Annotated in this window: 9 protein-coding genes; 8 read left to right on the top strand and 1 reads right to left on the bottom strand. The window is 56.6% G+C overall.

The window, feature by feature from the left end; translation table 11 throughout:
* Window positions 1-330: 330 nt before the first annotated feature.
* Both OSO_RS0131740 and OSO_RS0131735 read left to right on the top strand, forming a co-directional pair.
* On the top strand, window positions 331-3,660 hold the full coding sequence (locus OSO_RS0131740; protein ID WP_010586935.1) for an inverse autotransporter beta domain-containing protein: 3,330 nt from the start codon (window positions 331-333) through the stop codon (window positions 3,658-3,660).
* Window positions 3,661-3,969: 309 nt separating this feature from the next.
* Entirely contained in the window at window positions 3,970-4,674 is a 705-nt protein-coding gene (locus OSO_RS0131735) for an SIMPL domain-containing protein (protein ID WP_010586934.1), read from the top strand.
* 137 nt (window positions 4,675-4,811) lie between these two features.
* Here the strand turns inward: OSO_RS0131735 and OSO_RS0131730 are convergent, their stop codons facing one another.
* A complete protein-coding gene (locus OSO_RS0131730; RefSeq protein ID WP_010586933.1) occupies window positions 4,812-5,342 on the bottom strand; it encodes a hypothetical protein in 531 nt (176 codons plus the stop codon).
* Between the two features lie 425 nt (window positions 5,343-5,767).
* Here OSO_RS0131730 and OSO_RS0131720 point away from each other — a divergent pair, with 425 nt between their 5' ends.
* The 6 genes from OSO_RS0131720 to OSO_RS0131690 all read left to right on the top strand — a co-directional run bounded on the left by OSO_RS0131720 (window position 5,768) and on the right by OSO_RS0131690 (window position 14,036).
* Window positions 5,768-6,184 carry a hypothetical protein gene (locus tag OSO_RS0131720; RefSeq protein ID WP_010586931.1) on the top strand — a complete coding sequence of 139 codons (417 nt, stop codon included), beginning with the start codon at window positions 5,768-5,770 and terminating at the stop codon, window positions 6,182-6,184.
* 608 nt (window positions 6,185-6,792) lie between these two features.
* Entirely contained in the window at window positions 6,793-7,887 is a 1,095-nt protein-coding gene (locus tag OSO_RS0131715; protein ID WP_010586930.1) for an MraY family glycosyltransferase, read from the top strand.
* 368 nt (window positions 7,888-8,255) lie between these two features.
* Window positions 8,256-10,481, top strand: a complete 2,226-nt coding sequence (locus OSO_RS0131710) for an O-antigen ligase family protein (protein ID WP_010586929.1) — start codon at window positions 8,256-8,258, stop codon at window positions 10,479-10,481.
* Between the two features lie 257 nt (window positions 10,482-10,738).
* Entirely contained in the window at window positions 10,739-11,926 is a 1,188-nt protein-coding gene (locus OSO_RS0131705; protein ID WP_010586928.1) for a DUF1573 domain-containing protein, read from the top strand.
* A gap of 167 nt (window positions 11,927-12,093) precedes the next feature.
* Window positions 12,094-13,719 carry a multiheme c-type cytochrome gene (locus tag OSO_RS0131695; protein ID WP_010586927.1) on the top strand — a complete coding sequence of 542 codons (1,626 nt, stop codon included), beginning with the start codon at window positions 12,094-12,096 and terminating at the stop codon, window positions 13,717-13,719.
* A 2-nt stretch (window positions 13,720-13,721) separates the two neighbouring features.
* Window positions 13,722-14,036 carry a DUF971 domain-containing protein gene (locus OSO_RS0131690; protein WP_010586926.1) on the top strand — a complete coding sequence of 105 codons (315 nt, stop codon included), beginning with the start codon at window positions 13,722-13,724 and terminating at the stop codon, window positions 14,034-14,036.
* Window positions 14,037-14,073 lie beyond the last annotated feature (37 nt).

The following is a 14,073-nucleotide window of genomic DNA, read 5'->3' as shown; positions in this document are numbered from 1 at the left end:
CTGATCTCGACTCATTCCCGATTGTTCGCTGAATTTCGAGAAAGACTGCCGTCGAAGGGGCTGCATTCACGTTCTCCGATTTTCGCAACGCGTCTAAGATCGGCCGCGGCCCATCTCCCCGTGTCGTGTGTTGCAGCCTTTAGAAATAACGGGGACTGGCTCCGAAGGTGCCTGTCCGCATTATTTCGCCCTCTGGTTCAGCAGGCCGATCACCCGAGCACTGACCTTCGCGCTTTATTGTTTGTGACGTCCGTGCATGACCCATCACATCGGTGGATGACGTGGGCCGAATGAGGCCACCATCGAGATGGACGTGCTGGAATTTTTTCGATGTTGACCAGTAGTCGAATTCAGTTGCTGCCAATGCAGATCGTCCCGCGATTGGGGATGATCGCATTGTCGTTTCTGTTGGTGACAAGAAGTGCCGTTTCGCCACGATCCGTTCAGGCGGGTGACTTGGTGTTCGATGACATACCCGCTTCGAAACCCAACAAAGACCTGTCTGATTCGGAATTCGACGTGGATGGTTCTGATGAACCCGCGCCGCGCCGGAAAAGGGCAAGGCCGACGGCGACGGAGGAATTTGAAGATTCGTCGACATCCGACCAGGTCTCACCGCACGTCATCGGCAACGGGTTCGGCACGATGGGACGAGCCAGCCATCTCGCAGGGAAAACGTTTGGTCGAAATGATTCGATCACGCCGCTCGAATTCATGCCGTACATGCTGACCGATCAGCATTTCATTTTTGCCGATGTCCGCGGATTTGTCACCAATCGATCTCAGGGTGGGGGAAACCTGGGGATCGGTTATCGCCGCCTCTTCGACGATCGGAATGCCTGGGCTGGTGCCAGCCTCTGGTATGATGCCGATCAGTCGACTTCGAGAATGTTCCAGCAGGTGGGTCTAAGCTTCGAATGCTTGATTCAACAGTTCGAATTCCGATCCAACATCTATCTTCCCGTCACGTCTTCTCAGATCTACTCCAACACGACCAACAACGCAGCGTTCGTGGGAAATCAACTGCTCTACACACGTTCCATCGATTCGGGAACGGCCCTGCGAGGGATCGACGCTGAAATCGGTTACGGCCGCCCCGTACTGGATCGGCACATCGTTCGCGGCTTTGTGGGCGGCTACCACTTTGAAGGTGGCTCGTCCGGGGGAGTGAACGGATTCAAGGCCCGAATCGAAGGGGTTGCGAATCATACGATTACGGCTCAGGCACTCTACACACACGATCATCTGTACGGCGACAATCTGATGGTCGGACTATCGATGCAGTTTCCTTTCGCAAGCAATCATCCGTCGACGGGTTGGACCAGAAACACACCGTCTCCGTTCCGGTTTGTCGAACGAAACTACAACGTCATTGTCGACCAGTCGCAAACGAACGATGCCAATCAGGTGGCCACCGATCCAACGACCGGTCAGGCGTATGTGATCGACCAGGTCTACGCACCTGCGTCGGGTCCCGTCCCTGCGATTCAAGACGGGACCACGGTCAATCCGTTCTCGTCTGTCGCGGCGGCTCAGGCCGCTGGTGGCAATGTGATTTTCGTGCAAAGCGGATCCGTCTTGAATCAACCGATCACGTTGTCGTCGGGGCAGCACCTGTTCGGTCAGGGAAATTTCTCCGAGAAGCTGGCGACGACCGGTGGCGGATACGTTCAGCTTCCAAATCTGCTGCAAGCAGGGCAAACCACGCCGATCATTCAGAACGTGACAGGAACGGCCGTAACGCTCGCGTCGGGAACCGAGGTGGCAGGTTTCAATATTGTGGGCTCCACGGGGAATGGAATCGCGGGGAATGGTGTTTCGGGAATCTCACTGCATGACTTGGTGTTTGCGTCAGTCGGCAGTGACGCGATCAACCTGACCAATGCCTCGGGCAACGTGACGATTCAAGATACACAGATCGCTTCTTCGTTCGGAAACGGAATCGTATTCAATGGTGGGAATCCGAACATCGCCTTCTACGGTTCCGGAAACACGATTAGCACTCAGGGAAATGGCTTTGTCCTGGAAAACCTGACGGGCGGGACCATTGCCGTCAGCAATCTGTCGCTGACGAATGTCGGCGAGACGGGATTGGTCATCGACAACGTGGCGACAGAAGCGTTCTTCTCGTCCTTGTCGGTCACGCAATCCGGGATGAGCGGCCCAGCGGGATCGGCCGTGGCGATTTCCGGAACGACCGGGGCCGACCAGACCTATCGCTTTACCGGGACGACAACGATCACCTCGCCAAGTGGAGCGGGCCTCGTGGTCGACGGCACCGATGCGAAGGTCAGCGTCACCAATTTGGTCGCGACGTCAGCGTCGTCGCTTCCCGCGATCTCACTGACGAATACGACGAGCACAATCAGTCTCGGAAATGTAACGGTGAATACCCACAATGCGATGGGTTTGTCTGCGAACAATGTCTCCAATCTTCAAGTGAGTAACGGCACGTTCACGACCGTGAATGCCCCGGCGCTCGACGTGGAATCCTCGGCGATCAACGCGACACTTCGATCGGTCTCAGTGGATGGGGGGCCGTATGGAATCAAACTGGAGTCGAGCACCGGCACCTTTACGATTCAGGGCAGCGGTGGCTATGCCTCGGGGGGAACCATCCAGAACACAACGACAGCGGGCGTACTGATCAATTCGTTCACGAATACCAGCCTCAATTGGATTGATTTCGTGAATAACGCGACCGGGATTCAGTCGACCGGCTCCACACAGCTCGCATTGACGGACTTGCGCATCAATGGCTCGGCCGGCTACGCGATCGACTCACTCAACGACAGCAATATGAATCTGTTCAGTTCGATCCTGGCCGGAAATGGATCCGTTGGCGGCGGGACCGTTCGAATGCAGGCAAGCGCCGTCGGAACGTTCAACTGGAACGTCGAGAACAACACGATCACCGATCCGAATGGTACTGCGATTCAGCTTCAGACTCAGCCCGGTGGGGAAGGGGCAACGCTGACCTCGTTGGTCACCGGCAACACGATCACGGGATACCACGACGGATCGTCGGCGATTGGTGTCAACTGGACGGGCACGGCCACGCCTACAATCAACAGCAATACGATAAATGCCTATGGCTCCAATATGACTGCCGTGATGCTTCAGGATGCGTCCACGACCGGACTTTTGACCGGAACCATGAATTCGAATTTGATCTATTTCCAAACGGCGGCGGCAAGTTCGGGGACCGGAATCTGGGTGATCGATGGTCAGTCGGGGCAAACCTCGACGATCACGTCCCTGGTGAACATTTCCACGAATACGATTCAGTTCCAGGGAACTGGCGGCACGGGACTGCGGTTCGGGCTCTACGACAAGAGCACCGACACGATTACGACAAATATCATCACGGATCAGGCGGGCGGGGCGACCGGAATGCTGTTTGACAGTGTCGCCGCCAATACCACCACGACGATTACCGGAAACACCATCACGTTGTTGGCCGGTGATTCTCTGATGCATCGCGGAATCATCTTTACGCAGGTCACCCCGACCATGAACCTCTATACACCGTCGAGCCAATCTGCGGGGACGGCCAATGCGATTTACAACGCAACCTCGACTCAGAATCTGTTCTCCATGCCAGCCGGGACTGCGGTCGGCGGCATCATTATCAACGGTTCTTACTATGTGACGCCGTAATGCACGATCAAAATGGCGTTCGGCGAACGCGTTGATAACTCAATCACACATGCGGCGCAGCGTTTCCTTGAGCCCTGATCAGGTGTTTTCCTGGCAAACCGTTCGTGAACGGTGAATAAATTGCGCCAAAGACTTCAAAATGCGGGAACTCGGCGCGGGAAATTTCATCTAAATGGCGAACGCCGGAAGGCCATCATCGCGCAGAACTTGGTGGCCGGCGTTTCCGACTGGAACTGACCGTGGTCCCTTCGTATGGTACCAGTCAGAACCCCTTCGCATCGCCATTTTGTAGGAATAGGAGTCGCTCTGATGTCGCGTTATTTCCTCACGGTTCTGTTGCTGTGCAGTGGTGTCGCGGTTGCCGACGAGATCAAACTTTCGCCGCGGCATGTCGCGGTGACCGGAACATCCATTTCGCGCGTTCAACCGGATACGGTCGTCTGGCAGATCAATATTCGGCGTGCCAATCGGGAATTGGCCAAGGCCCAGTCTGAATGTGATGACGCGGTGAAGAAGGTGCTGGCGCTACAGACTGAACTCAAACTGAAGCCGGAAGACATTCAAACGGGGTACATGTCGATCCAAAAGATTTATGATCACGACGCGACCGGGAATCAAACCTCATTCCGGCACTTCATGGTTGATCGTCATGTCACATTGCGTCAGCGCGACATCAGCCGGTTCGACACGATTCTGGCCAAGTTGATCGCCGCGGAAGATGTCGAAGTCGGCTATTCGCTGGAATCGTCGGAACTCACCTCGATTCGGACGAAGACCCGCCTGGATGCTGTCAAAGCCGCCCGTACGAAGGCGGCGGAGATGACCGAACTGCTGGGAGCGAAACTCGGTCGAGTCCTTCGGATCGCGGAACCTCAAGAATTTCACGGCATGCCCATGATGGCCAATACGTTTCGAGGCGCCGCCAAAGCCGAATCCGACGATGGCAGTGGTACATTCGCTCCCGGCACAATCGAGATTAAAGTGAGTATCGATGTGGCGTTTGAGATCGAGTAAACGATCCGCTTGAGCGAGCTCGTCAGCACAGTGCGCCCGGACGAATTTGTTCATGACAAAAGTCTTGAACATGTCGTCTGGGCGACGTCATTTTCGCGTCCTACTTTAAGACGACCCGACGCCGCCATTGTTCACGGTTAGTTCGCTGCCGCGGCCTTTGAAGCAGGGGTTGGACTCGATGTCTTGTGACCCAATGGCATCGCGACGGGGCGAAAGTACTTGAGTGTTCCCTGTTTGAAGCCTGTGGGGATTTTCAATTGGGATGGTTTTGCACTTGGGGATGGCACCCCTTGCTGGGCAATCAGAAGATGGCCGTCGGAATCGACTCTCAGAATGATCGCGACATGCTTATGAAACTGGTGTTTCACTCTCGTGATTGTCGTTGATTTTACGGTCCCTCTTCCTGTCTTATGCTTGTGAATCGTGGCCCATGCCGCGTCTTTCAGGACGATGATGTAACCTATGCCGGGCTCTGTCGCTGGTTCGCCCCAAGCCGCAAAAATCGGATCTGATTCACCTTGGTGATTGAAGTCATAGAAGCTCTTGGCATTCACGGTCGCAAGAACGTGGTGCACAAAACCCCAGCACATCCCATTTCCATAGGGCGACCCGTTCTTGGAAGCCGATTCAGCGGTATTCGCGACTTTCGTCTGGATGTCATCCGCCATGGCATGTTTCCATTAATGGATGTTTCTATTTGTTCCCTATGCTAGTGGACAGAATAGGGCGCGTTTTTGAGATTGTGAAGCGTTGCCCGTGGTCGTTTCTATGCGGGCGAAACGTCGCGGTGTGTCAATCCTCATAAATGTCGAACAATCTCAGTCGCCCCCTGCAACAGTCGACTTGAGGCTCTCACATCGCTTGCCAGCGCGACGACGCACGATAGGCAAAGTTGAGGCCGATTGGGCTTGCATGATGCGGCACACGGCCAGAAGATAAATGCGGAATGTCACAAATTGAGCCGCGTCGAAAACAGAGGCCGATGAAACGCCCTGTCGATCACGAACACTCAACGAGAATTCCGCGGCTCGGGCATGCATTACCTCTTCGCCGCGCCGTTCATGGAATTGCGCGTTGCAAAAGAGACAGGGACATGATGGACCGTGAAGCACCCATTCCGACGCAGTCGAGTCCATTGCTCAGCGTGCTGCTCGGTGTGCTCTTCAGCATTGGAGCAACATTTCCAGCTGCAATCCTCACCGCCTGTTTCTACCGATTTCCCGTGATCATGTCCGGTGACGTCAGCATTCCTGAATTCATCGGGACCAAAGGTCTCGGAGAATCGCTACGACTCCTCCCGGGGATCATGCTCGGCATTTCGCTCACGGTTTTCATCTTGGGCATTCGCGGCTGGTACGTCATCCTCGCTCTTGTGGGCGGAATCGGCGGGTGGCTGATCCATCGCTCAGGTACCACCAACTATCGTGGCGTCGTTCGCAAAAACCTGTTCATCGCCATTGTTCTTGGTTTCGTGTTCGCGCTCGTCAGCGCCAGCATGGGGACGCGTTGAACGTGTTTCCTGTGGTCTCGCCGAAATCATTGGCGGTCTGCGTTCCGCCCGCATTCTCTCCGCGCCCTGAAAGTCGGTTTGTAGCGACTGGCGGGTTGAAAACGCGGGGCGAACCGTGAAACGGCCTCAGGATTCGATCCTGCGGTTGACTCCGATGATTGTAAAACTCATTCTGGTCTCGACTTGAGGATGTCCAGGAACTCGCGTTCCTTGTTTCACTCTCGACTTGTCCCTCATTTTCCTCGTTACCAAGCTCCCGCTTGTTAACGTCTCCTACGCATCGGGAATGTGTACGACAGTTCCGGTTCAAGTTCCTACTCAGCAGAAACAAGATCGCAAAAGGCGTAAAGATGCGTTACCAAGCGGGAGCTTGGTAACGAGATGGAACAAGATCGTAAGAGGCGTAACAAGAATGAATCGAGAAGGATTGTTTTTGGGAGGCCGTTGGCGATTGACGTTGTGGAAATCGTGATCGCCAGCCGAAGCGCAAACATTTTTGACGCTTTAACGTACGTTGAGCGAGCTTTCTCACAGGGTGGAAATTTCTTGGCGGATTTCTCGAAACGAAGGGACACAGGCAGGAATGTCTGTGCCACTGATATCGATCCATGTGGCTGTTGATCATTGGATGTCTGCTCTCGGCGTTCTGGGTGTCGTTCCTGGCCACCGGACTGATGCGGTTGATCGCGCCGCGGATTGGATTGATCGACAAGCCCGCCGCGCGCAAGGTGCATCTGGTGCCGACGCCGCTCGGGGGCGGAATTGGCATCTGGTGTGGCGTCGTGTTGCCACTGGCGGCGGCTCAGATCTTGATTTGGATCTGGCGCAAGCATCCGCCTGAATGGTTACCACTTGAATTGGCCGAGCATCTGGCGGGGGCACGATTGCGGGCCCGCGAACTGTGGGGGGTGATCGGGGCGGCGACGCTGTTGTCGATCACGGGGCTGATGGATGACTTTCGTCCGCTCTCGTGGAAGCTGCGGATGGCGCTGCAGTTTGGAGTCTCGATCGCGGTTGTCTGTTCGGGCGTGCGTGCCACAGTCTTTGTCACGAATCCGGTGTTCGGCGGGATCCTGTCCGTCATCTGGTTTGTGGTCCTCGTGAACTCATTCAATTTCCTCGACAATATGGATGGTCTGTCGGGCGGAATCGCCTTGATCGTCAGCACGATCTTCGCGGTGATGATGCTGACCAAACCGGGTGATCCGCATTGGTTTGTCGGGGCGTTCTTCCTGATCGTGGCCGGCTCGCTGATCGGCTTTCTGTGTCACAACTGGTCGCCGGCACGTATCTTCATGGGGGATGCGGGCAGCTACTTTTTGGGATTTGCGATTGCCTGCATGACGATTCTGGGCACGTTTTACACCCCGACCGATCAGAATCGGCATGTGATGCTCGCACCGCTCTGCGTCCTGGCGGTACCCCTGTATGACATCACGTCCGTGGTCTTGATCCGTCTGCGGGAGGGGCGTAGTCCGTTCCAACCCGATAAGAAGCATTTTTCACATCGATTGGTGGCGCTGGGGCTGACGAAGGTTCAGGCGGTGTTGACGGTACAGCTCACGACGCTGACGACGGGGCTGCTGGGATTGACGCTGTACTCTGTGACGACTTGGAACGCGGCCTTGGTCGTGGTTGCGTGCGTGGGATGCGTGTTGCTCTTGATTGCGATCCTGGAGGCGGCTCCGCGGGCCAGTGCTTAGCTGCGCGTTGAAGTACATCGACGCACATAGGGGAGAGGCACGGTGGTGCTCATGAGATTGTCCTCGTTCATAGATTCAGGCGAGCCGGTTTTTCCTCGTTTTCCTGTCCTCGTTACCAAGCTCCCACTTGGTGACGCCTTTTGCGATTTTGTTTCTGCTGAGCACGAAAGTCGGCTGGGATTGTCGTACACGTTTCTAAAGGGCAGGGAGCGTTGCCAATCGGGAGCTTGGCAACGAGGAAAGAAGAGCACTGGCATCGTCAGTGGCACACCAAGGAACAGAACAGCGCCCGGCGTAATACACACCACCACCACAACAACTTGATCTAGCACCAAATAAACCCTGATAGACTCCGCGAACCGCAACTGATGACAGCCCGCTTGCCCACATCTCGTGTCCCGTGGTTCTCGCCTCGATCGATCGGGGGCGGACTGATTCTGTCGTTGTTTCTGCTCCGCTTCTTTGATGTCGCCGAATCGGCGGGGCAGGGCGAAACGCTTTGGGTGGTCGCACTTTGGCTGGTCGCCTGGGCCTTGTCGGCGATCCTGTTACGGTGGCTGCCTCCGCCCCAGGGCAGTCCATTCGGCTGGCTGGATCTGTGCGTATCACTTTTGGCGGGGGGGCATCTTGTCTCCGCCGCAGCCGTGATGGCGACAGCGGGCGAGAAACGCACCGCGCTCAATCTGGCCTGGGAATGGTGCGGTGTGCTCGTGGCGTGGTTTCTGCTGCGGCGACAGTGTCAGCAGGTCCTCTTTCGCCGAGACTTGTTGGCGGCATTCATCGCAATCGGGGCGGTGATGTCCGGGTTGGGCCTGTATCAGCATTATGTCGAGTTTCCTGGTCTGGCGGCGAAATATGGTCCGATGTTTGATCGGCTGAAGGTGGCAGACCCCGGCGAAAAGGCATTGATCCGTCAGGAACTGATGGCCCAGCAAATTCCCGTGGAGGGTGCGGGGGTGACTCTGTTCGAAAAGCGGCTGCGAGACAGCCGCGAGCCGTTGGGACTGTTTGCGCTCGCGAACACATTCGGCGGTTTTTTGGCCGTCTGCTTGATTCTGACGGTGGGAGCGGGGATCGCCGTATCTGGCTCGGCGAAGGGCGGGGCTCTGAATCGCCTCGTCTGGATCGGGATCCTGATCCTGTTGGGCTGGTGCCTGATGCTGACCAAAAGCCGAACCGCGTGGGCGGGAATCCTCGTGGCGTCGGTGCCGTGGTTCTTGAGCGACCGTCGCATTCGATGGACGCGTACACGGGTACTCGGGAGGCTGGGAGCCTGCTCTCTCTTACTGGTCGCGATCTGGGGGCTCGGCCGGCTGGGAGGGCTTGATCGACAGGTGCTGACCGAGGCACCGAAGTCCTTGGGGTATCGCATGCAGTACTGGCGCGCCACACTCGCGATGATCGCCGATCATCCGGTGCTCGGCGTGGGACTGGGCCAGTTTCGCACGGCATATCTGTTTTACAAATTGCCCGAAGCGAGTGAAGAAATCGCTGATCCGCACAATCTTTTTCTGGATGTGTACGCGAATGGCGGGTTGCTCGCCGTTTGTGGCCTGGCGGGATTCTGCGTCGCATTCTTGGTGGGACGTCATTCACCTGTCAGGGCATCGATCGATTCGCTGCCGGATTCGGCGGGCGATGCGACCGATTCGCCGGAATTCTTCATCGTGGCCGTGGCCGCGCTCGTGGGCTGGGGCGCGGCCTTGTTGACTGGTTACGACGATCGGCTGCTGATCGTGTTGCCCGCAACTGTCGGACTATTTTTTCTGATTCGCCGACAATTGCGGATGGAGATTCTCGAAGCCCACGCGGTTCGAGTTGCCATTACGTCCGCCGTGCTGGCGCTTCTGGTGCATCTGCTGGGGGCAGGCGGGATCGGCATGCCGGCGATCAGTTTGTTGTTGCTCACGCTGGCGGCGCTCGCAAACCAGGAACCGCGTTGGCTGATCCGTTTCGGAGCCTTTCCGCCAGCGGGGACGGAGATTTTGCAGATCGGATTATCGGTGGTGCTGCTCGGGGGGCTCGTCTGGTCGGCCTGGCGCCCAAGCCGCATCGTCCAAGTTCATTTGCAAGCTGGCGATGGGCAGCTTCAGCGCGGACGGAAGGATGCGGCAGAGGTGGAATATGCCGCCGCCGCGACCGCAGACTCGCTGACGCCAGAGCCATGGCGGCGAAGGGCCGAGCTGGCGTACCTGGGCGTCGAGGCGGGCGGCTTCCGGTCCAACGCTTCCTGGGAGAACGCCGTAGGGTTGATGCGCGAGGCCCATGCCCGAGATCCGGCAAATGGTCGCGACGACCAAAGAGTCGGCGAATGGTGCTTGGCGCGGTGGCGGGTCACGAATCGGCCAGCCGATGCGATCGCTGCTGTCGAGGCACTGGATCGAGCCTGGAAGCGATATCCGACAAGTGCGTTTTTGATGTCGGATTTGGCGAAAGCCTATGTGGCAAAAGGTGATACGGAGTCTGCGGTGAAGGTGGCGTCGCAGGCATTGCAGCAGGATGAGATCAATCGAGCGTGGGGACATGTGGATCGAATTCTTCCGGAACCGGTCCGGAATGAACTGGAGATGCTGGTGAAGCAGGCGGGCGGATGACCCGTCAATGGAAATTGAACCGTCGTTCAACAAGTGGTGGGAGCTTGGAAAGACCAACGTTGATCTCTCGCTCTGCGAGCGGGTTCTTTTCTGATGGGGCCATCCCACGGAACCCATTGAAAGCGTTGTGGGATACAATCGAAATGACGCCAGGGCAGTGCCGAATTGCAGTGCCTGTCGTTTCGTTTATACTCCTGTCGATTCCGACCAAGAACGCCTAACGTCAGAGTGGCGACCGAACCTGAGAGGTATCTTTCGTGAAACCGTATGCAATCTTACTGACAATCGTGCTCGGTATTGCCTCGTTGTGTGTCGTTGCCTGGGTGGGAAGAGGCGGGGCGTCCGCCTTGGTGAAACCGCCTGTCACGAACAAGCCGAGCGATGAATCCGATGCCGACGAACTGCCGATGCCCAAATCGGGGCCCTTTGGCAAAGTGGAGATTGAGGAGACCGAATTTGACTTCGGTGTCAAACAGGTTGGATCGAACGACGAGCATGTCTTCAAAATCAAAAACGTGGGTGAAGGCCCGTTGAACTTCAAACTGGGGAAACCAACCTGCCAATGCACTGTTGGCGAAATCACGACCGAATCGGGTGAACCTCGCAAGGAAGGCCCGTTGGGGCCAGGCGAGGTGGTCAGTATTCTCGTGAAGTGGGACATGAAGGCCGAGAACGAAAAGTTCCGACAGGCGGTCCCCGTGTTCACGACAGACCCCGAAAAACGTCGCATGGATCTGGCGATCACAGGTGTGATCGATAGCCCGATTCATATTACCCCCGCGGGTTTTTGGGATCTGGGCGAGATGTCGCATTCGGAACCGACCAAGGGCGAAGGGTATGTCTACTCGTCAGTACTCGAGGAATTCACGCTGACGGAAGTGCCGCGCGACAATGCGGCGGTCAAAGTGACGATTCAGCCTGCCGACCCAGAAATTCTGCACACCAAAGGTGGAAAAAGCGGCTATCGTCTGGCGGTGGAGGCCGGTCCCAATGTGCCAATCGGCATGCTGCGTGAATCGATCAAGGTGAAGGCCGTTTCTGGTGAAACCGAAGTCATTCGAGAATTCACCGTCGCCGCACGGCGGTCGGGGCCGATCGATGTTCGGGGACCGCTTGGGGCAGGGTTCAATGTGACCACCAACCGCCTCATTTTCACCGATTTTCCCGCTGCGACCGGCAAGTCGGCCAAGTTGACGCTGTTCGTCAAGGGAATGGCGGACGACTTGGTTCTCCAGGGCGTCGAACCGGCCGATTCGCCGTACAAGATTAAACTGTCCGAGGCGAAGGTCTTGGGGAATTCCAAGAGCTACCAATTGGAAGTCGAGATTCCTCCTGGCCCCCCCGGCAAGCATCGCGAAGACAAATGTGCTCAAGTCGTGTTGAAGCTGAATCATCCGGAAGCGCCTGACTTCCGTTTGCTGCTCGACTACAATGCGACGCGCTGATTGAACGCACCAACGTTTACCCTTCGCTCAAGCCACACGCGAGCGAAGGGCAAACGGAATGAATCCCTCGCTGTCGCGTCGGACGAATTTGATAACGCGGGCCACGGAATTGACGGACCGATTTCCATCACGTTTTCAATGTATACCGACGAATTCCAGGAGGGATTGTGATTCCTACTTCGCTTGCACGTCTCGCACAATCAATGATTCTGGCGACATTTTTCGGCGTAGTGCTGATGGGATGTGCGCAGCCTGCCGGGACGTCAACGAGTTCCACCGATGAGAAGTCCGCGGCCGACAAAACCCCTGCAGCCGCAGGGACTGCCACGACGGATCCGAATCCCGCAACGGATGACGCAAAGCCGAAGGCCGCCGGTTTTCTGAATGACTGGAAAAAGCCGGCTGTGGCGCTCATGTTGAGCGGCGAACAGCATGGCTATCTCGAGCCGTGCGGCTGTTCGGAAACACAATCGGGCGGCATGGCGCGTCGCGCAGATCTGTTCGAAAAACTGGTCAAAGACCGTGGCTGGAATGTCGTCGGTCTGGATCTGGGAGGAACCCTCAAGCGATCGCGACGTCAGGATGAAATCAAGTTCGACCAGTTGTTCGAAGCGTTCCGGCAGCTCAACTATGCCGCCATCGGAGTGGGTGTCGAAGAATTGAAGCTCGGGGCTGACTTCCTGCTCACGCGAAAAACCAGCGACGAGGTTTCTCCGGCGCTGGTTTCCGCGAACGTGGTCTTGTTCGATCAACCCGATCTGGAATGGCCGTTGCCACACCGTCTGATCGAAAAGGGCGGGGTCAAGATCGCCGTCACGGGAATCTTCGGTCCCAGTCTGACTGATAAGGTTGCTCCGGCAGGTGTGGTTACGAATATCTCGATTCGCAATCCAGATGATGTGCTTCCTGGGGTGATCAAGAATCTGGAAGCGCTGAAGCCAGATCTGATGGTTCTCTTGTGTCACGGCAACGACGCCGAAGCGAAGCAATATGCCAAAGCGTATCCACAGTTCAAAATCGTGCTGGCGGCAGGCGGCTACGACGAACCCGATGGCAAGCCGATTCCCGTCGGTGAGAGCTGGGTCTTGAATGTCGGTCACAAAGGCAAACGCGTTGGTGTGCTTGGTTTCTATCCCGATGACAAGGCAAATCCATTCCGCTTTGAGCTGATTCAGTTGGACAAGGATCGCTTTCAAAACCATCCTGCCATGCGTCAGTTGATGCGAGATTACCAGCAGCAACTGCAAGATGAAGGAATCGCAGAGTCCGAGCAACTTTTGATCAACAGCCATCCCAGCGGTCAGACCTATGTCGGGGCGGAAAAGTGTGCGGGTTGTCACTCAAAGGCCTTCGAACACTGGAAAGAGACCGGGCATGCGCGGGCGTTCACGACCTTGAAAGAAGGTCCCTGGCACGAGAACCGCGCCGAAGAAAAAATTGGTTGGATCCCACGCCAATTCGATCCCGAATGTCTGTCGTGTCACGTGACGGGCTGGAATCCGCAGGAAATGCTGCGGTATGGCAGCGGCTACGTAAAAGAGCAGGTATCGCCTCATCTGTTGGGCCAACAGTGCGAAAACTGTCACGGACCCGCCAGCTTGCACGTGTCACGCGAAGAAGCCGGGGCCGCGATGGACGAATTGCTCGAGGGTCGCCGAATGGTGAAGCGGACTCTCGCCGAGGCCAAAAAGACGATGTGCATCGAATGTCACGATCCCGACAACAGTCCGAAATTCACCCCTGATCGCTTTGACGCATTCTGGGATGAAGTCAAACATCCCTGGAAGGACTGATCGTGACCGATTCCACGCTACCGCCCAAATCGCTGAAGGCATTGAAAGACGCGAACGCATTTGAGATTGTCTGGCCCGATGGCCTCGTGGCCCGATTGCCATTCAAGTTCGTGCGCTACGAGTGCCCTTGTGCGCAGTGCATCGACGAGATCACTGGCGTCCGAATTTTGAGACCAGAATCGGTTCCGGACGATATTTCCCCAACCGAACTCGGGTATTCGGGCAACTATGCCCTTAAGATCGTCTGGAGCGACCGTCACAGTTCGGGGATCTATACCTGGGACCGGCTGCGGCGGTTGAGCGAAGCGGTGATCTGAGCGCCGGGTGGTTCACTCGATGCCTGGCTGCAGTAAG

The sequence above is a fragment of the Schlesneria paludicola DSM 18645 genome (assembly GCF_000255655.1).
GTDB lineage: Bacteria > Planctomycetota > Planctomycetia > Planctomycetales > Planctomycetaceae > Schlesneria > Schlesneria paludicola.
The sequence above is the reverse complement of the archived record's forward strand: the minus strand, read 5'-3'. Positions and strand labels throughout refer to the sequence as shown.